Genomic DNA, 20,071 nt, shown 5'->3' with positions numbered 1-20,071 from the left:
AAACAAGCCTTTATAACGGGGCAGACAAAAAGGCACAAGAGCTACATGATTATTCAAACGCAAGACGATCTTGAGGATTTCTGCGCCGCGCTGGCCCGGGGCCCGTATCTCACGATCGATACGGAGTTCCTGCGGGATAAAACCTATTATTCAAAGCTTTGCCTGATCCAGATGGCCGGACCGGACGTGGAGGCAAGGGCGCTGGATATGATCGGCACAACCCTCGACTGGACGCCGGTTTATGACTTGCTGGTGAACGAGAATGTTTTGAAGGTGTTTCACGCGGCGCGGCAGGATCTGGAAATTTTTTACCAGATCAACGGCAAAATCCCCCACCCCATTTTCGATACGCAGGTGGCCGCGATGGTGTGCGGCTATGGCGATTCCATTTCCTACAGCGCGCTGGTGCAGGATATAACCGGGCATCCCCTTGAAAAAAGCGCCCAGTTTACCGACTGGTCCCGCCGCCCCTTAAGCCAGAAACAGCTTACCTATGCGCTGAACGACGTGACATACCTGCGGGAAGTCTATGAGAAGCTGCACGACACCTTGCGGAAAAAAGGACGGGAAAGCTGGGTGAACGCCGAAATGACGATTTTAACCACGCCCGAAACATACGACTCCCACCCGGAAAACGCATGGGAACGCATTAAAATCCGCTCCGACAAACCGGAAGTGTTCGCCATCTTAAAAGAACTCGCCGCATGGCGCGAAGCCACTGCACAAAAAAAGGACGTGCCGCGCGGACGCATTTTAAAGGACGAAACGCTCGCAGATCTGGCGCTCTACAAGCCCAAAGACATGGAAGGTCTTTTACGCGTGCGCTCCCTGCCCAAGCCCGTCGCCAAGGGGGAAACAGGAGAAAAACTCGTAAAGCTGATTAAAAAAGCCGTCCAAAGCCCGAAAGACACATGGCCACGGCGTGAAAACAGCCGCCCCTTCCCAAAAACCGCCCGCTCCACACTGGAAATGCTGAAGATGCTTCTCAAAATCAACACGGGGGAAGCGGACGTCACCCCCAAAATCATCGCCAGCGCACAGGACATGGAACGTCTGGCCGCGGAAGACGCCCCCGACATTCCGGCCCTCAAAGGCTGGCGGCATGAAATTTTCGGGAAAGACGCCCTCAGGATGAAAGCGGGAAAACTGGCCCTGACCCTTCAAGACGGGGAAATCCGGCTCATCGAACTGGAGGAAAATTAAGCCAGCAATTCCCGGATAAGCGGCACGGAAATAGCGCGTTTCTGAACCATGGCAGCCTGATCCGCTTTTTCGATCAAATCCCGCGCCGCCCTGAAAGAGCGTTCGATGCGCGGCAGGATGTAAGCGATCACCTCTTCGCTGACACGCAACTGACGGTCATTGAAAAGTTTGACCAAAAGCGCCGAGAGCAAAAGATCGTCCGGTTCCCGGATCGCGACGCTCGGCGCGGCGCGCAGCCTGGACGCCAGATCCGGCAGGGCGAACTGGCGGCGGACCGGCGGCGCTTCCAAAACCATCAGGAAACTGCGCTGCTCCTCTTTAAAAATATTATACAGATGGAACAGGCCCTTTTCGCACGCCAGATTTCCAATCAGATGATCGGCATTGTCGAGGATCAGATGTTCGTATTTTTCCGCCAGATCCCGCGCCGAGCCTTCAGACAATATCGACGGATCCACGCATACGGCATGGGACTTTTCTCCCCACACGGCGGCCAGATGGCTCTTTCCGCTCGCCGCCTGCCCGTACAGGACAAACGCAGGCGCCGGCCATTGCGGCCACAGGTCCAGCCAGGCCACGGCGTCTTCATTGCTGGGGGCGATCAGGAAATCCTCCCGGCCCAGCGCAGTCCGGTGCCCTAAATCCAGAGGGATCTGTACAGCCGGTTCACCCATTTTTCTTTTTCTGTTTCTCTTTTGGTCTTTTGGAAGGGAGCTTTTTATACAAGGGGCTTTTCTTGTACTGCAAAATCGCAAACCCGACGAGCACCCCTATAACGGCTGCGACGGGAACCGCCAGAAGCATCCCCAAAATGCCGAACAGGCTGCCGCCCGCCATCAACGCAAACACAATCCATAAAGGATGAAGCCCGACGCTGTCCCCGACCAGCTTGGGCGTGAGGATATTGCCTTCGACAATCTGCCCGACGATAAAAATGGCCGCGATAATGGCCACAAAGCTCCATTCCCCCGTCTGGAACCACGCCACGCCGACGCCGACCACCAGCCCCAAAGCGGAGCCGACCATGGGAATAATCGACAACGCGCCCGCCGCCAGACCGATAAGAAACCCGTATTTCAGCCCCGCGATACTTAAGGCCACGGCGTAAATCACCCCCAGCAGGAAAGCGACGGACAGTTGCCCGCGGACAAACCCCGCCAGTTTTTGGTCAATCTGTTTGAATAAATCCCGTATCACCGTTTCATGCTCCCGCGGGTAAAGCCCCTCTATCCAGTCTGTCAGATACGGCCATTCCTTCATCATGAAAAAGGCCGCCAGCGGTGTAATCACGAGCGCCGTCATAAACCCGGCGACCGCCTGTCCGCCGGACGCCAATCCTCCCACAATTCCGCCCGTTACGGTAACGATTTTACCGACATTGTCGCGCAAAAAAGATTTTATGCTTTCGAGATACCCGTCGCCGAGACGATCCTGAATCCAAGAAAGATACGGTTCGGAAAAATTAAACAGCACATCCATGTATCCGGGAATATTCTCGATCAGGGAAACGGACTCCCTGTAGGCCGGCGGAATGGCCACCGTCAGGACAACGCCGGCAAAAACGAAAAAGAGCGATAGAATCAAAAGCGTTCCCAAAAGCCTCGGCAGGCCGGCTTTTTCCAGACACGACACCAGGGGATTGAGAAGATAGGCAATCGAAAATCCCAGCGCAAAAGGCATCAAAACCCCTTTGAACACGCAGACGAACCCGAAAAACAGGGCAAAAGCCGCGCCCCAGAACAAAAGCTGTTTTTGAAAATTAATGGCCATCGACAACCATCTCCCCTTTTAACCTAATAAGGCCTGCGCCCCATGGACAGATCGTAAACAAGACTGCCGGCGGCCGCATTGCTATACCCGGGAACATAGCCCGCCTGCTGCCCGTATCCGGCCTGCATCACAATGCCCGCGCGCTGCAACGCCTGACGCAAATGGTCTTCGTCGCCCGCATATTGAAGCTGGACCTCCGCCTGCTTGGGCTTCAGCCCTTTAATCAAAATCGTTTGCATCCCGGGCAAACGATCCAGAACATTCTTGGTTTTGACCCATTCCTGCACCGACGTAAAATGAACGCGCGCCTCAAAGAACCGGATCTGTGCGGGCGTAATCACCCTTTTTTGTTTCCAGTTTCCGCGCAGCATGTTTTTAACTTCGCGCACCGAACGGTCATAAAAGGCATCCCTGCCTTCTTCGGGCAAAGAGTCGATGCTCACAGAGCGCATATATTCCGGCCCGCTTTCCCCCACTTCGTAAAGCCTGACATCCAGAGACAGCGGCGCATCGGCCTCAACGCCCGTCCTTTTGGGCGCCGCGATCAAAATAGCGGCCTCCTCGGCCTCGTAGCGCGCCATCATCCGCTTCATCATTTCGGGCGCATAAGTGAGGGCCTGATCGTCCCGCACCTGCGAGACATCCAGCAAATCCCCCATGGGAACGATCGTCAGGGACTCCGCCTCACCCTCTTGCGGCCGGACCCAGGCTTTCATCCATTCGTTGGACGGCTCCCACAAAGTCATGCGCGATCCATATTGATAGAACGGAAACACAAGCAGGGAACCGGCCTGCACAACATCTTCGACATAGGGCGTCCCCCCCGCGGCCAGACGCGAACGCATGGCGCCGGGACGAAAACGCACCGTAAAAACGCCTTTATAGCGAACGGCGGAAAGCTGTTCGTTGGTGACTTCGAAATCCTGAACCAGCGCAGAAATAGTCGTGGAATCGGGCGTTTCAAAGACTTCGAATTCTTCCGGCGGCAGCAGTTTTTCCGCCAGCATCCGGTAGGCTTTGACCTGCGCTTCCTCCATCGCATTTTCCCGCGCCTGCACGGCATTGTCCGCCGTCACGTCCACCTCGACATTTTCAACCGTGTAAATATCGTCCTGCGCAAGGGCCCCGCAGGAAAAAACCACACAAAAGACTGTATAAACCAATGCAAAATGTTTATAGAATGTCGCCATCCGATGTACTTTCTTTGGGAATTGTGGCCTTTTTATAACACTGAATGAAAAGAAATGAAAAGAGAATGAAACAGGGCGCCTATAAAGAAGCCGGTGTCGACATCCATGCCGGCGCCGAACTGGTTGAACGAATCAAACCGGCCATTAAAAACACCCACAGAAGCGGTGTCATGGGCGGCCTTGGCGGATTCGGAGCCCTGTTCGATGTCAAAGCCTGCGGATATAAAGACCCGCTTTTGGTCAGCGCCACAGACGGCGTGGGCACAAAGCTCAAAATCGCCATTGATACCGGGAAGCACGACACCGTCGGCATCGACCTCGTGGCCATGTGCGTGAACGACCTGATCGTGCAGGGGGCGGAGCCTCTCTTTTTCCTCGACTATTTCGCCTGCGGAAAACTGGACGTGGCCAGGGCGGAAAAAGTGGTGTCCGGCATCGCCGCCGGATGCAAGCGGGCCGGATGCGCTTTGATCGGCGGCGAAACGGCCGAAATGCCCGGCATGTACAGCGAGGGGGATTACGATCTGGCGGGCTTTACCGTCGGCGCGGTGGAGCGCGACCAGGTGATTACCGGAGACAGGATCAAGGCCGGAGACGTTATTCTGGGCCTTGCCGCCAGCGGACTGCATTCCAACGGCTACTCCCTCGTGCGCAAGCTCGTGGGAACAGCCGGGGGCTGCAGCTATGACAGCCCCGCCCCGTTCGAGCCCGGCGCCCTTTTAGGGGACGTCCTGCTGACCCCCACCCGCATCTACGTCAAACAAATTCTGAACGCCCTGAACATAAAGGATCAGGAAGGATATAGCGCGATCAAAGGCCTCGCCAACATCACAGGCGGCGGCCTGATCGAAAATATTCCGCGCATCCTGCCCAAGGACCTTTCGGCGCGGCTGGATGCCAACGCATGGGATCTGCCGCCCCTGTTTGGATGGCTGCAGGAAATCGGGGATCTGGCGCCGCAGGATATGGCCCTCACCCTCAATTGCGGGATCGGGATGGCCCTCGTCTGCGCCCCGGAAGAGGCCGGCAATATAACGGCCGCCCTCACGGAACAGGGCGAACGGATGTACACGATCGGACAAATCGAAGACGAAAAGCAACAGGCCCAAACCGTTCATATCGACAATATGGACACCGCATGGAAGCGCTGATTCAGGCGTCTTTGACCGCCCGTCACGTCCATCTGTAAAATACACAAAATATTTTTTACATAAGAACATTTAAGGTGCCTTGAATGTGCTTTTATTCATTTTTTAGTAACCATTTTCGGCGCATCATACAGGAAGGACATCGTTTTCAGAGACGATTCCGTTCGGGGACTTAAAAAGCATATGAGAAACAAAGACTTAAAAAACGGCTTGCACGATAAAGCCAGCATGTTTCGTCCTGTAAAAGTTCTTTTTGCAGCGCTGGCGGTTTTGTGCTTTTTCCTGCCGTTTGCCGCCAAAGCCCAGACATATGAATTTGATGACCACATACCCCTTATTCTGGGCGATAGCGAAAGTCACTATTTCCTGGGGGCCTATACGTATCTGATCCCCGATCCGGACGAGAAATTTACCGCGCAGGAAATTCTCGAAAAAGCCAAAAACCTGTCCCTCTCCCAGCGAAACACCCGGGACATTATTGATCTGGGATATCTGGGCGAAAAAAAATGGCTTGTGTTCAAACTGCACAACACCTCTTCCGAAACAGACTGGCTTTTGAATTTCGGCAGCACGCTGGAAGGGCGCTACGGGTTTCTGGATAAAATAGATATATACAGCTATATCCCCCAGCCTCTCGTCTCCGCTGCGGATACCAAAGAAGGCGTTTTAACCCCGATCACAAAACGGCTCGACAAAACGATTCCCTTAACGCTGGAAAAAGATCAGGAGGTCATTCTGATTATGCCGCTCCAGTCCACGAGCGGCGTCCCGCTGACGTTAAACCTCCAAATCCAGACCCGCGATTTTTCGATTCTGCAGGGCGAGAATCTTCTGGGGGATTTAAATATCCTGATGATGTTCCTCGCGGGCATGGCGTTTTTCTTTCTCTCTGTTTGCCTGTCGAAAAGATCCTGGAACTACCTGCCTTTTTCCGTCTATTACGCCGTTCTGGTTTTGCTCTTCCACTGGAACAATGTCAGCGTCTTCAGCCTCCTGCCCCTTCGCGGAGAAATCCTGCCTTTGCTGATGGGGCTTTTGGCGGTCGGCTCCGTCGGCCTGACGAAAGTCTTTCTCGATATCCGAAAATATGATTACACCGAAAGATATACCCTGAACGGGCTGGCCCTTCTTGTCTTTGTCTGCGGCACGGCGGGACTTCTCCCGCTGGAAACGAACCCCCTCATAAAAACAGCCCTTTTTTACGGCCCCATCGTTTTTACCTTTACCGTTCTGCCGCTCCTGTGCTTTGCGCAGGCGCAAATCCGGAAAGACGAAGCCTATCCCCTGATATGGGCGTGGCTGTTCCTTCTCGCCGGCATTATCATCTCCGCCGCCGCGTTGTCGGGATTCCTCTCTTTGTCCGGCATTACCGTCAACGCCTTCTGGATCATGCTCTTCCCGCAGGCCATCTTTTTCATTTCCGCGACGCTGAAAAGAATCGAACGCCAGCAGGACATCCTCTTCGAAGAAAAAGCACAGGAAAACAAGGAAACCCTCTCCCTTGTCCGTCTGCGCCATACAAAAGAATCCGCAGAACAAAACCGCCTGCTCAAGGTGATCGAAAAAGAGCGCCAGCTTCTGGCCCAGATGCGGGAAAGGGAAGCCCGCAGGACAGAGGAAATGCGGGTCGCAAAAACGGCCGCCGATGAAGCCAACCGCGCCAAATCCGCGTTTCTGGCCGTTGTGAGCCATGAAATCCGCACGCCCATGACCGGCATCATGGGCATGGTCCGCCTGTTGCTCGACGGAAATCTGAGCAAGGAACAAAAAGACTATGTCATGACCATTCAGGATTCCGGCGACGCCATGCTGACGCTTCTGAACGATATTCTGGATTTTGAAAAAATCGAACGCGGCAAAATGGACCTGGAATATATCTCGTTCGACCTGCCGCGTCTTATCCAGGGGATCGCCAGACTGATGTCCGGCCATGCCGCCCAGAAGAATGTCGGGCTGAAAGTGAATATCGAGGACAGCGTCCCCCGCTATGTCATGGGAGATCCGAACAGGCTGCGCCAGATCCTCCTGAACCTGACAAGCAACGCCATCAAGTTTACCTCTGAAGGGGATGTAACCCTCCATCTGCGCGCGGAAAAAGGGGAAACGGACAAGGATTACAATATTTATTACGCCGTCCATGACAGCGGGATCGGCATTGCGCAGGACGTGCAGGAGTATCTCTTTACGCCTTTTGCACAGGCCGATTCCAGCATCTCCCGAAAATTCGGCGGCACCGGTCTGGGGCTCGCCATCTGCAAAGGTTTAATCGAGGCCATGGGCAGCGTCATCCGTGTGAGCAGTGAAGAAGGACACGGCAGCACCTTTTTCTTCACCCTTCAAATGGAAAGAGCCAAAGAGGAGGGGGAAACGGAATCTTCCGAAACGCAGGAATCTCCTCCCCCGGCCGCTGCCGCCCCATTGGACGCAAAACATGTCCTGGTCGTTGACGATAACGAAATCAACAAAAAGGTCATTTTAGGCTTTCTGGACAAAATGAACTGCAGCGCCGAAACGGCGCAAAGCGCCGAACAGGCCATAGAGATGATAAAAACGGGCACCTACGATGTGGTTTTAATGGACATCCAGCTCCCGAACATGAAAGGGGACGAAGCCACGATGGTCATCCGCCAGATGGAAGACGTCCGGAAAGCGAGCCTGCCCGTCATTGCCCTCAGCGGGAATGTTTTGCAGGAAGATATCGAACGCTTTTATCAGGCGGGAATGGACGGCTATGTCGCCAAACCGATCGACCCCGCAAAACTGGAAAAAGCCGTGATGTCCTCCAGACCGCACGTCGCCCCCTCCCCTGGTGCCCCCGCAGAGGAAACGAAAGACATCACATCCGAATCCGGTATTTTCGACGCCGAAATGCTTGGCGTCCTGAGAAACAATCTTGGAGAGACACAGTTGCAGGAACTGCTGGACGGATTGATCGTGAAAACGCAGGAAATTGTCGAGGCCCTTGTGAACGCCTCAAAAGAAAAAGATATGAACGAAATCGCCGCCCGCGCGCATGACCTGAAAGGGATGGCCGGAAATTTCGGCCTTTCGGAAATCAGCACGATGGCGGAAAACGCCGAAAAAATCGCCAAAGGAAGTCCGCCTGACGCCGCGCCGCCGCAAGAAGACCTGAACGAACTGATTTCCAGCCTGCCGGACGCCAGCCTGCGCGCCAAAGAAGCCCTTAAAAGCTGGATGCGCGCTTAAAGACGAAAGCCCCTACCCGACGATTTCGCCTTCCGGAAAGAAATATTCGATTTCAATTTTGGCATTTTCCGCACTGTCGGACCCGTGCACGGAATTTTCGCCGATACTCAGGGCGAATTCTTTCCGGATGGTGCCGGCCGCAGCTTCTTCCGGATTGGTCGCGCCCATCACCTCGCGGTTTCTGGCCACAGCGTTTTCCCCTTCCAGAACCTGCACCACCACGGGCTCGGAAATCATGAAGTCCACCAGTTCGCCAAAGAAAGGCCGGTCTTTATGGACGGCGTAAAAGCCTTCCGCCTGCGCTTTGGTCATATGAATGCGCTTCTGCGCCACAATCCGCAGCCCTGCCGCCTCCAGCTTCGCATTGATCGCCCCCGTCAGGTTCCGCCGCGTGGCATCGGGTTTCAGGATAGAAAAGGTACGCTCTATGGTCATCACTTGAATTCCTTCTGATTTTCTGTCGTGAGGCTTTATATCGGGCGGGCTCTTTCAGGGCAAGCCTCTAAAATATTAAAAATTTCTTAAAAACCCTCTTGACTTTCCATAATTATAATAGTATAACTTCTGAAATCACAAAGACGGCCTTTAGGAAATATACTTTCTTCCTTGCCAGCTCTTTGGATTTTTTGTTAACGTAACGGAATTAAAGTTTTACTGCGGAGGGAAAAAGAAATGGCTACAGATACATACGGAAGACAAGGCGGTTCAGGATATGGAGACCCGCAACCTATTAACGCTCAACAACTGCTGGCTAACCACTTTAGGGCCCCGCATGAAGTATCCGGTGCAGATGCAGCCCCTACTGTCTGCAACCCCGGCTTTAAAGGGTTTCAAACTCAGGATAAAAGATTCTGTGGCCACCGCCCGACCTCTCAGCCTACTATCTAGTTTGACTGTTAAGATTTAAACACGCTCCACGGGGAAGCTTTCTGCAAAGCTTCCCCGTTTGCTTTTTTGGGGTAAATACAAACGAATGGAGCCTTAACCGCCGTGACGGGGGCCGGCAGGACCGTTAGGACGCGGAATTTTGGCATTTTCCTTATCGTGTTTTCTTCCCCAGACAACAAGCCCCCCAATGAGCCCCCCTGCGATCCCCACAGCCGTGCCGAGAGTCACCAACACACCCTGACCCACGTTTTCATGACCTGTTTTTTTATGCCCCTCTTCCGCATGAGAAAGCGGAGAGCTAACCAATAAAAACCCCGCCGTCAGTGCCCTTGCCGCTTTATTAACGGCCGCTTTTGTAAATATCTTTTTCATTTTTCACACCCTTTTTTTTGAACATGAACCGTCTTCGAAAAGGGCATACGCCCCTCGAAAAGGTTATGTCAAGAGAAACCGGATCCATGAAAGAAAAATCAGGTGGCTTATTGCCACTCTTTTTCTGAAAATGACTTGTTTCCCGTCATTACGAGCGACCAACGGGAGCGAAGCAGAACCGGTTTAATGTCATCCCGAGTGAAGTCGAGGGATCTTGTATATATCTACCGTCAAAGATCCTTCGACTGCGCGCCTGACGGCGCTACGCTCGGGATGACAAAAAAGGGGGGCTTTTTGGACTGCCGCACCTGCCTGGGCGAAGCCAGAGATTCGCTTCGGCGAAGGCAGCTCAGCCTTTTGGCCTCCTCGCAATGACGAAATTGAGGAATACCAAGAATCAGGCGGATATGGCTCTTTCAACTGCCTGCGCCGCATCGTTTGCCGCGCTGCCGTTCGGGCCGCCCGCCTGCGCCATATCGGGACGTCCGCCCCCGCCCTTGCCGCCCATCGCTTCCGCGCCGGCCTTGACCAGATCCACCGCGCTGAATTTGTCCGTCAAATCCTTCGTAACCCCGACCACGATAGAGGCTTTCCCCTCGCTCGTCGCGATCAGGACCACCACGCCGGATCCGACCTTGTTTTTCAAGTCGTCCGCCATGGGTTTAAGATCCTTGGCCGGAAAATCCGGCAGGACCCTGGAGATAAATTTAATCCCGCCGATATCTTTTATGCCGTCATTCGAGGACCCGCCGCTGCCGCCCGTCGCCAGTTCCCGGCGCAGGTTGGAAACGTCCTGCTCCAGTTTCTTTTTTTCTTTCAGCAAAGACTCCACCCGCTGCCCGACCTCGCTTGCAGGCACCTTCAATGCCTGCGAGACCGCCCGCAAAAGATGATCCTGCTGCTCGAAATAACGCAGGGCCCCTTCGCCCGTCAGCGCCTCTATCCGGCGAATACCGGCGGCCAGCGCGCTTTCGGATATGATTTTAAACAGGCCGATATCGCCCGTGCGCCTGGCGTGCGTGCCGCCGCAAAGCTCGATAGAGAAAGGTTTGCCTTCGGCCTCTTTTTCACGCCCCATAAACAAAACGCGCACTTCATCATCATATTTCTCCCCGAACAGGGCCGCCGCCCCCATGGCCCGCGCGTCATCAATGGGCATGATGCGGGTGATGATTTCCGTGTTGGCCCGGATTTCATCATTCACGATTTCCTCGACGCGGCGGATTTCTTCCGGCGTGATCGCATTGGGATGGGAAATATCGAAGCGTGTGCGCTCTCCGTCCTGCAGGCTTCCTTTTTGCGCCACGTGATCGCCCAGCACCTGTTGCAAAGCTTCATGCATAAGGTGTGTGGCAGAGTGATTGGCACGGATGGCGTCGCGCCGGGCTTCGTCCACCTGCATTTCCACCGTATCGCCGACATTGAGCGCGCCCTTGTTGCATTTCGCCTGATGCAAAAAGAGTTTTCCGAGCATCTTTTTGGTGTCGGTGACGGCCAGCGCCCCCCCTTCCGCCGAGAGTGCGCCGGTATCCCCGACCTGCCCGCCGCTTTCGCCGTAAAAAGGAGTCTGGTTGGTAATAACCATGCCTTCCTCGCCTTCTTTCAATGCGTCCACGCGCTGGCCGTCTTTGACAATCGCCAGCACCTGCCCTTGCGCCTTCGTGCTTTCATATCCCAGAAATTCGGTCGGGCCGCATTCCTCCAGCAGATCGAACCAGAGCTTTTCCGTGCCCGCATCGCCGGAGCCGGACCATGCGGCGCGGGCCGCTTTTTTCTGCTCTTCCATGCAGGCGTTAAAGCCGTCCATATCAACGGAAATCTTTTTGACTTTCAGGGCGTCCTGCGTCAAATCGAGCGGGAAGCCGTATGTGTCATAGAGCTTAAAGGCCACGTCGCCGGAAAGTGTTTGGCCTTCGCCAAGTTTTTCCGACTCCTCATCCAGAATTTTTAACCCGCGATCCAATGTTTTCTTAAACCGGGTTTCTTCATTCTTAAGCGTATCGGTAACCATCGATTCCGCGCGCTTCAGTTCAGGATAAGCGTCTCCCATCATCGACATAAGCGTTGGGAACAAGCGGTACATCAACGGGTCCTGTGCGCCCAGAAGATGCGCATGGCGCATCCCGCGGCGCATAATCCGGCGCAGGACGTACCCCCGCCCTTCGTTGGAGGGCATCACCCCGTCCGCCAGCAAAAAGGCCGAGCAGCGCAAATGGTCTGCAATCACCCGGTGGGAAGCGGCCTGCGGCCCGTCCGGGTCCACGCCCGTCAGGTCGGCGCTGTGTTCGATAATAGAGCGCAAAAGGTCGATATCGTAATTGGACAGCTTGCCCTGCATGAGGGCCGCCATGCGCTCCAGCCCCATCCCCGTATCGATGGAAGGTTTCGGCAAAGGCTTGCGAACGGGCTTTCCATCTTCCCCCGGCTCCTGTTCAAACTGCATAAACACAAGATTCCAGAACTCAAGGAACCGGTCGCCATCTTCATCAGGAGAACCGGGAGGGCCACCTTCCAGCGCCTCACCCTGATCGTAAAAAATCTCGCTGCACGGACCGCAAGGGCCCGTATCCCCCATCTGCCAGAAATTGTCATCCGTGGGAATGCGGATAATTTTATCGTCGGGAAATCCGGCGATTTTCTTCCACAGCCCTGCGGCCTCCTCATCCGTGGAATGCACCGTTACCAAAAGCCTGTCTTTGGGCATACCGAAATTCTTGTTCACCAGCTCCCAGGCGAAGGAAATCGCTTCTTCCTTGAAATAATCGCCAAAGGAAAAATTCCCCAGCATCTCGAAAAACGTATGATGGCGCGCGGTATAGCCGACATTATCCAAATCGTTATGCTTTCCGCCCGCCCGCACGGATTTCTGCGCCGTCGTGGCGCGCGTGTAGGGCCGCGTTTCCACACCCGTAAAAACATTCTTGAACTGGACCATGCCCGAATTGACGAACATCAGCGTCGGATCGTTCTGCGGCACCAAAGGCGAGGAATCGACGCGCCTGTGGCCGTTTTTCTCAAAGAACCCTAAAAATTCTGTCCGAATGTCATTGACCGTTTTCATAATTTTGTGCTTTATGTGTATTTAAAGAAGTCCATATTAATCCGCAAAGGCCGCGAATATGCAAGAATTTATTAACCTCGCCAACTATATGGCGGATGAGGCCGGAGAAATTATCCACCGACATTTCCGCACAAGCTTTGATGTGGAAACCAAGGCCGACGAAACGCCGGTGACAATTGCAGACCGGGCCGTAGAGCGCGCCCTGCGTGACATCATCGAACGGCAGCGGCCCGAAGACGGCATTCTGGGCGAGGAATACGATTCCAGAGAAGGCCAGAGCGGCTACATATGGATTTTCGACCCGGTTGACGGCACCACAAAATTCGCCGTCGGTTGCCCTACCTTCACCACCCTGATCTCCCTGTGGAAAGACGACACGCCCCTGCTGGGCCTTATCGACCAGCCGATATCAAAGGAGCGCTGGCTGGGCGTAAAAGGACAAAAAACAACCCTTAACGGACGTGATATCCAAACACGTCCCTGCGCGTCCATTGGCGAAGCTTTTGCGTCTGCGACCACACCGGTCATGTTTAAAGACCGCGGCGCGACACTGGAGAAAGCATGCAAGTCTTTCGTCTGGGGAAAAGACGGCTACGCTTACGGCCTTCTAGCCAGCGGCTTTCTGGACGCCGTTGCGGAAAGCGATATGGGCCCCTACGACTACGCAGCCATGCCCCCCATCATCGAAGGCGCGGGCGGCCTGATGTGCGATTGGAACGGCGCGCCGCTGACATTGACGAGCCCCAAAGAAAAATCAAGGGTTCTTGCTCTGGGAGATCAGCGTCTCAAGAAAGACATGCTTAAACTGCTCAACGCGTAGCGTAACGCAAGCCTTCATTCGTATCCATCGCCGCATAACGCGCCCAGCGGCCCGAAGTCACCGCATCCAGCGAAGGGGTCGGCTGCTGAAACCGCATCCGGTAAATCCAGTAGTTGGACAGCACACGCTCCACAAACGCGCGCGTTTCCGTGTAAGGAATGCTCTCGATAAAAAGAAGCGGATCGGAAAGGCCCGCCCGCTCTTTTTTCCAGCGCGAGAGTTTGCCCGGCCCCGCATTATAGGCAATGGTTAAAAGCAGAAGATCCCGCCCCACCACGCCGTGATCCAGCAACCTGTTAACGTAAGTCTGGCCGATTTCAAGATTAACCTGCGGCTCCCTCAAGCGCTCCATGCCGGCTTTATCCTCGTAAAGGCTTGTGCCGGCGACATAGCCGGCGGTCGCGGGCATAAGCTGCATCAGCCCCGTCGCCCCGCTCGGATTTTTAGCCGACATATTGAAACGGGATTCCTGACGCACCAGCGCATGAATCAACGCCTTGTCCACCTTGTATCCGCTTTCGGGAACCCACGGAAGGAAGGGGTAAAGCGCGGCGGCATACGGCTCTCCCTCCGAATTTCTAACCGTATTTCCAAGGCGCAGCGTCAAAGCCGGCAGATCATTCTGAACGGCATAAGCCAGCAGCGCTTTTTTCTTTTCCCCGGTTGAAACAATGGAGCGCCGGTTCAGTTCGGCTTCGGCCATATCCACCTGTCCGGCGCGCAACAGGGCCTCGGCTCTTTTTCCCGCCGGGAAAGAAAGAATATACGCCTTCCTTTTGCCCGTCAGGTCCGGCACATCCCAGGAAAATTCCGCGTCATAGCCCAAAGCCCGCTGCGCAATCAGGCCGTAAAAGGTCCTCGGATGCGCCGCCGCCTTCCGGAGCCAGCGGCTTACTTTTCTCTGCTTCCCGCCCTTCATATGGGACCGCGCCGCCCAGTAAGACGCCGCCGACACCATCCAGCCCGAAGCGTAAGGCGAGGACGCCGCGCTTGCAAACCCGGCGGCGGCCTCGGTAAAATCCCCCTGCTCCCAGTTCGCAAGACCGTATATCCAGCCGGCCTGCGGCACTTTTTCCCCCGACCGTTCTAAAGAGGCCAGCGCATGCCTTTCCGCCTCGTCGATTTTGCGCGCATATAAAAAACCCGACGCCACCACCGCCCGCAAACCGTCATATTCAACCTTGTCCAGATATTTCGCTTCGGCCAGACGTTGAAGCCCCTGCGTCGGTTCATCATTTTGCGCGTGAACCCGAATGGCATGGGACAGTTTCGAAAGGGCTGCCTCCTGCGCCGCACTCCGGTGTTTGCGGCTTTTATATTTTTTCCGGGGCGGGGCGATTTTACCCAGATTTCCGCCGATAGGACTGATCTCCTGCGGCTTTTGAAGCGACTTTTCCGCGCCGGAGGGCGCGCGCATCAACGCCAGTTTGTAAATTTTTTCCGCCTGCGGATGGTCTGTATAAAGATCGAGCCAGTCTTTCAGTTCCTGAAACGTCGCCCTGTACCCGGTCGGGTGCAAATAACGCTGCGCCAGCACATGCCCCATCAAAAGACCGTTCCCGAGTTCCGGCACAAGCGCGGCGGCCTGCGCCATCTCCCCCGCCCTTTGATACCCGAATATTTTTTTGTAAAGCGCCGCATCCCCGCCGGAAAGCGTATCCGCGACAGGCCCGTGAAACAGCCTGATCCCTGTTTGAGATTTTGTTTGAGGTTTTGTTTGAGGTTTTTGGCCCGGAACGGGCGTATGTTCGCCCCCTTTAAAAAGGCCGTGCAGGGAAGCAGGCAGGGAAGGCTTTGAAGGTTTTTCCGGCGGCAACGGCATAGCGCCGCGAGACAAGGAGGACACAGAAGCGCGCGGCTTCGGCGCAGGGACAGGAACCGTGTCCGCCCGCCCGGCCTGCGTGTAAAGGAGCGCCGCCAAAAGAAGCCCGACACCCCCGACAAGGCCAAATCTCCGTCGGACATATCGCCCTGTGACACATGGCCTCGAAAATCGTCTTGTTAAAACGCTGGGCATAATGGCGAGGATATAGTGGATTTTCGCCCAACGGTCAATATTTATGAAAATTTACGAAAGCGCCGTGTCCCGGATGTGCCGCTGCAACATCAGCATATCGGCCCAAACGGCTTTTTTCTGGGCCGGCGTGCGCAAAAGATAGGCCGGATGATAGGTTGCCAGCGCGGGAATCGGGGCCAGCCCGCCGCCTATCCCGTCCGTCCGGGGGTGATAGTCGTGGAGCTGCCCGCGCAGCCTCGAAATCCCCTCGCTGCGCCCCAAAAGCGCCTTGGCGGACACCCCGCCGCAGAAAATAAGGACTTTGGGCGCGACGAGCGCTATGTGGCGTTCAATGAAGGGCAGCGCAATCTCGATCTCCGCCGGCGTCGGCGTCCTGTTGCCCGGCGGGCGCCAGTTCAAAATGTTTGAAATATAAAGCGCGTTTTCCGGGCTTTCGCCCGTCCGGTCCAGCCCGACACACTTTAAAATACGGTCCAGAAGCTGGCCGCTCACCCCCACAAAAGGCCGCCCCAGACGGTCCTCGTCCCCGCCCGGCGCCTCGCCGACAAGCATCACATGCGCCTTGGGATTGCCGTCGGCAAAGACGATCTGTGTCGCCGTTTTCTTGATCGCCAGCCCGTCGAAATCCTGAATGGCCTGTTTGAGCTCTTCGAGCGTCTGACACGCCTGCGCCCGTGTAACGGCTTCGCGTCTGGCCGCCGCCGCGCCGGGCAAATCCGCCGATGCCGCCGTGATTTCGGGAAGATCGGGCTTTCGGGGCAAATCCGGCGCTGCCGTCCGGTCGACCGGCCCGTCCACAAGCGCTTCATCCGCGCCCGCCTCGAGGTGCCACTCCAGCGCCGCCTTCAGCAAAATATGTGGTGCCGTGCCCATCATCACAAAAAAACCTTATATTTCCTCTATAGTCTCTTCATATCTATCGTGTAAACTAACCGGAAACAACTGCCGAAGGATATTTGCCCCCATGACCACCCCCCTCCGACCCGACCGCGAAGCCATGGAATACGATGTCGTCATTGTCGGCGCGGGTCCGTCGGGGCTGTCCTGCGCCATTCGCCTGAAACAGCTCGCCGCGCAGTCCGGCAAGGATATCTCCGTCTGTCTTCTGGAGAAAGGGTCCGAGGTCGGCGCCCATCTGATCTCCGGCGCGGTTTTCGAACCCAGGGCGCTGGAAGAGCTGATCCCCGACTGGAAGGACAAAGGCGCGCCGCTTCACACAAAAGTCAAAAAAGACCGGTTTTTATTCCTGACAAAAACATCTTCCTTTCCCCTGCCCACGCCGCCCCAGATGAAAAATCACGGCAATTACATCATCTCCCTGGGGGAACTGGGACGCTGGCTTGCCGGTCAGGCCGAGGAGATGGGCGTTGAAATCTTTCCCGGCTTTGCGGCCTCCGAAATTCTATACGGAGAAAACGGAACCGTCACAGGAGTCGCCACAGGGGATATGGGCATCGGCAAGGACGGGCAAAAAACGGATATGTTCGAACCCGGCGTTGAACTTCACGCCCGCCAGACCGTTTTTGCCGAAGGCTGCCACGGCTCCCTCACCAAAAAGCTTATCCGGAAATTTGCGTTAAGGCCGGAGGGCGTTTCCCAGACATACGGTCTGGGCATCAAGGAGCTCTGGGAAATTCCCGCCGGAAAACATGAGGAAGGGCTGGTCGTGCATACGGCCGGATGGCCCATGGATTCGAAAACCTATGGCGGATCGTGGCTCTATCACATGAAAGACAATCTTGTCTCCGTCGGTTTTGTCGTGGGGCTGGATTACGCCAACCCCTATCTCTCGCCCTTTGAAGAAATGCAGCGCTTCAAAACGCACCCGGACATCCGCAAGACGCTGGAAGGGGGACGGCGGATCGCTTACGGCGCCCGCTGCATCGCGGAAGGCGGCCTGCAATCCCTGCCGAAACTCTCCTTCCCCGGCGGGGTCCTTACCGGCGACACGGCAGGTTTTCTAAACGTGCCGAAAATAAAGGGAAACCACACGGCCATGAAATCCGGCGTGCTCGCGGCGGAGGCCGTCTTTGCCTGCCTGCAGGACGAAAACGGTCCGGCCGAATGCCGCACCTATCAGAAAGATTTTGAAGCCTCATGGCTTTATAAGGAACTCTACAAGGTCCGCAATATCCGTCCCGGCTTTCACAAAGGATTCTGGTTCGGATTTTTGAACGCCGCTTTCCAGACCTTCGGCGGCTATCTCCTGCCCTGTACGCTCAAAAACCATGCCGATGACAAGCAGCTTCAAAAAGCGCAAAACACGGCGCCGATAGATTATCCCAAACCGGACGGCGTCCTGACCTTCGACCGCTTGAGCAGCGTGCAGCTTTCCAACACCAACCATGAGGAAAACCAGCCCTGCCACTTAAAACTGAAAGACCCGGACATTCCCGTTAAAAAGAACCTGCCGGATTATGCCGAGCCGGCGCAGCGTTATTGCCCCGCCGGCGTTTATGAAATCGTTGAAGGAAAATTCGTTATCAACGCGCAGAATTGTGTACATTGCAAAACCTGTGATATCAAGGACCCGGCGCAAAACATTGACTGGACCCCGCCGCAGGGCGGAGGTGGTCCCAATTACGCCAATATGTGATAAGATGAAGACAAGATGCCTGTAAAATCGCTTTTAGGATTGTGTATCGCCGGTTTCATCGGAAATTGCGGCCCGGCTCCGGTTGATGAAACCGCAAGCGCCATGCAGCGCGCGTTCGCGCCGCCGCCTGTTGCGCGGCAGACTTTGTCCGGCAATTATCTGGCCGGACAATTCGCCCAGCATCACCGCGACTGGGAAACGGCGACACGTTATGTCGGGCGCGTTCTGGAATACGATCCCGACAATCCGGAATTGCAAAAACGGGCCATGATTCTGGCCATGGGATCGGGGGAAACAAGCCGCGCCATTTCGCAGGCCCGTGAAATCCTGAAAACGGACCCACAGAATGTCCTGGCCATTTTATTTGTGACCATCGATTCTTTTTCGCGTCAGGATTATGCCGCGACAATCCAGACTCTTTCCACCATGCCCGAAGGCGGCATGGCGGACTTTGTCCGTCCCCTTTTACTTGCATGGGCCAAAGCCGGGCAGGGAAAAACCGAGACGGATGCGCTTGCGGAAAACAGTCCGCTGCACGCCTATCATGCCTTCCTGATCGCCGACTATCTGGGCAAGACGGACAAAATCGACAGCTATCTGGAAAAAATACTGCAAGACACGGCCATCGATATTTATGAACTGAAAAACATTGCGGATATTTACGCCAAACACGGCAAAACGGACAAAGCCAAAGAGCTTTACGAAACCATTTTGGCCACGCAGCCGGACAACGAACAGATACTGACAAGACTGGCACGGATCAAAGAAGGAAAACCCGCCGCAAGTCCGGGCGACCTTACGCCTGTCAGCTCACCCGAACAAGGCGCCGCCGAAGCCATCTTCGACATGGCCCGCGTTTTGTTCAGCGAATACAGCGACGACAGCGCCATGGTCTTTTCCCGCATGGCGCTGCACCTGAACCCCGCTTTAAGCGAAGCCAGAATCCTTCTGGCGAATATTATGGTCCGCAATAACCGGCTGGACCGGGCCATTTCATACTACCGGTCCCTGACGCCGGACGATGAAAACTACATCCCCGCGCAGCAGCGCGCGGCAGATCTTCTCGAACGCGAGGGCCGTTCGGAAAAAGCCGCCGAAATTTTGAAAAAACTGTATGACCAGAAAAAGGATTTGAACACCCTGATCCTGACGGGGGATATGTACCGCCGGGCCGAAGACTATGAGTCCGCCGTCAAAATCTACAATCAGGCCGCCGAAGCTCTGGGAGGGAATATTCCCAAAAAATACTGGCACCTGCTTTATACGCGCGGCATTGCCTATGAACGGCTGGGCGAAACAGAGCGCGCAGAAAAAGACCTCAAAGCCGCCCTGTCCTTCCAGCCGGACGACCCTTATGTCCTGAACTATCTCGGATATAGCTGGGCCAACCGGGGCGAGAATCTGGAAGACTCCCTCAGGATGATTGAAAAAGCCGTGACGCTGCAGCCCGATGACGGCTATATCGTCGATTCCCTGGGCTGGGTTTTATACCGCATGGGCAAACATCAGGCCTCGGCCGAAACGCTGGAGCTCGCCGTTGAACTCCAGCCTTACGACCCCACGATCAACGACCATCTGGGAGACGCCTATTGGCGGGTAGGCCGGAAAAGGGAAGCCCGTTTTCAGTGGGAACGCGCCTTAAATTACGCCGGCGAGGAGGGGAATACCTCTGAAGAGGGGATGGAAGAAAAGCTCCGCGCCAAACTTCAAAACGGCCTGAGCGAAAAAGACCCTTCTTTGAAAGAAGCGAAAAATGCAGGGGAAGACCCCTTAAAACGATAACGGCAACGGTAACGGCC

General features: G+C 55.4%; 14 protein-coding genes. 6 read left to right on the top strand and 8 right to left on the bottom strand.

Features of this window, described 5'->3' with window-relative positions; translation table 11 throughout:
• The first annotated feature begins 45 nt into the window (after positions 1–45).
• Positions 46–1,203, top strand: coding sequence for a ribonuclease D (gene rnd, locus H6853_04125; protein USO04463.1), 1,158 nt, complete (start codon positions 46–48; stop codon positions 1,201–1,203).
• Here the strand turns inward: rnd and H6853_04120 are convergent.
• The 3 genes from H6853_04120 to H6853_04110 are packed head-to-tail and all read right to left on the bottom strand — an operon-like array spanning position 1,200 to position 4,163.
• The gene (locus H6853_04120; GenBank protein ID USO04462.1) at positions 1,200–1,877 is read right to left on the bottom strand and encodes a DNA replication protein; all 678 of its coding nucleotides are present in this window, start codon (positions 1,875–1,877) and stop codon (positions 1,200–1,202) included. The genes rnd and H6853_04120 overlap by 4 nt on opposite strands.
• Positions 1,870–2,973, bottom strand: a complete 1,104-nt coding sequence (locus H6853_04115; GenBank protein USO04461.1) for an AI-2E family transporter — start codon at positions 2,971–2,973, stop codon at positions 1,870–1,872. The genes H6853_04120 and H6853_04115 overlap by 8 nt, the downstream gene beginning before the upstream one ends.
• A gap of 23 nt (positions 2,974–2,996) precedes the next feature.
• Entirely contained in the window at positions 2,997–4,163 is a 1,167-nt protein-coding gene (locus tag H6853_04110) for a DUF2066 domain-containing protein (protein ID USO04460.1), read from the bottom strand.
• Positions 4,164–4,207: 44 nt separating this feature from the next.
• On the opposite strand from H6853_04110, the gene H6853_04105 reads away from it, so the two are divergent.
• Together H6853_04105 and H6853_04100 are read left to right on the top strand one after the other, a co-directional pair.
• Positions 4,208–5,314 carry a phosphoribosylformylglycinamidine cyclo-ligase gene (locus tag H6853_04105; GenBank protein ID USO04459.1) on the top strand — a complete coding sequence of 369 codons (1,107 nt, stop codon included), beginning with the start codon at positions 4,208–4,210 and terminating at the stop codon, positions 5,312–5,314.
• A gap of 180 nt (positions 5,315–5,494) precedes the next feature.
• A complete protein-coding gene (locus tag H6853_04100; protein USO04458.1) occupies positions 5,495–8,518 on the top strand; it encodes a response regulator in 3,024 nt (1,007 codons plus the stop codon).
• Positions 8,519–8,530: 12 nt separating this feature from the next.
• Here H6853_04100 and ndk read toward each other — a convergent pair whose 3' ends face one another.
• The 3 genes from ndk to alaS form a co-directional block, all read right to left on the bottom strand.
• On the bottom strand, positions 8,531–8,953 hold the full coding sequence (gene ndk / locus H6853_04095) for a nucleoside-diphosphate kinase (protein USO04457.1): 423 nt from the start codon (positions 8,951–8,953) through the stop codon (positions 8,531–8,533).
• A 546-nt stretch (positions 8,954–9,499) separates the two neighbouring features.
• On the bottom strand, positions 9,500–9,778 hold the full coding sequence (locus H6853_04090) for a hypothetical protein (GenBank protein USO04456.1): 279 nt from the start codon (positions 9,776–9,778) through the stop codon (positions 9,500–9,502).
• A gap of 397 nt (positions 9,779–10,175) precedes the next feature.
• On the bottom strand, positions 10,176–12,839 hold the full coding sequence (gene alaS, locus H6853_04085; GenBank protein USO04455.1) for an alanine--tRNA ligase: 2,664 nt from the start codon (positions 12,837–12,839) through the stop codon (positions 10,176–10,178).
• 58 nt (positions 12,840–12,897) lie between these two features.
• On the opposite strand from alaS, the gene H6853_04080 reads away from it, so the two are divergent.
• Complete coding sequence (locus H6853_04080) at positions 12,898–13,659, top strand: histidinol phosphate phosphatase (protein ID USO04454.1); 762 nt, start codon at positions 12,898–12,900, stop codon at positions 13,657–13,659.
• On the opposite strand, the gene H6853_04075 is transcribed toward H6853_04080, so the two are convergent.
• Positions 13,649–15,580: a lytic transglycosylase domain-containing protein gene (locus tag H6853_04075; protein USO04453.1), complete on the bottom strand. Its 1,932-nt coding sequence runs from the start codon at positions 15,578–15,580 to the stop codon at positions 13,649–13,651. The genes H6853_04080 and H6853_04075 overlap by 11 nt on opposite strands.
• 147 nt (positions 15,581–15,727) lie before the next feature.
• On the bottom strand, positions 15,728–16,549 hold the full coding sequence (locus tag H6853_04070; GenBank protein ID USO04595.1) for a uracil-DNA glycosylase: 822 nt from the start codon (positions 16,547–16,549) through the stop codon (positions 15,728–15,730).
• Between the two features lie 124 nt (positions 16,550–16,673).
• Between H6853_04070 and H6853_04065 the strand changes: the two genes are divergently transcribed.
• Positions 16,674–18,272: an electron transfer flavoprotein-ubiquinone oxidoreductase gene (locus H6853_04065; GenBank protein ID USO04594.1), complete on the top strand. Its 1,599-nt coding sequence runs from the start codon at positions 16,674–16,676 to the stop codon at positions 18,270–18,272.
• Positions 18,273–18,287: 15 nt separating this feature from the next.
• Positions 18,288–20,054, top strand: a complete 1,767-nt coding sequence (locus tag H6853_04060; protein USO04452.1) for a tetratricopeptide repeat protein — start codon at positions 18,288–18,290, stop codon at positions 20,052–20,054.
• Positions 20,055–20,071: the final 17 nt, after the last annotated feature.

It is taken from the genome of Rhodospirillales bacterium (assembly GCA_023898765.1).
Taxonomy (GTDB): Bacteria; Pseudomonadota; Alphaproteobacteria; order Micavibrionales; family Micavibrionaceae.
The sequence above is the reverse complement of the archived record's forward strand: the minus strand, read 5'-3'. Positions and strand labels throughout refer to the sequence as shown.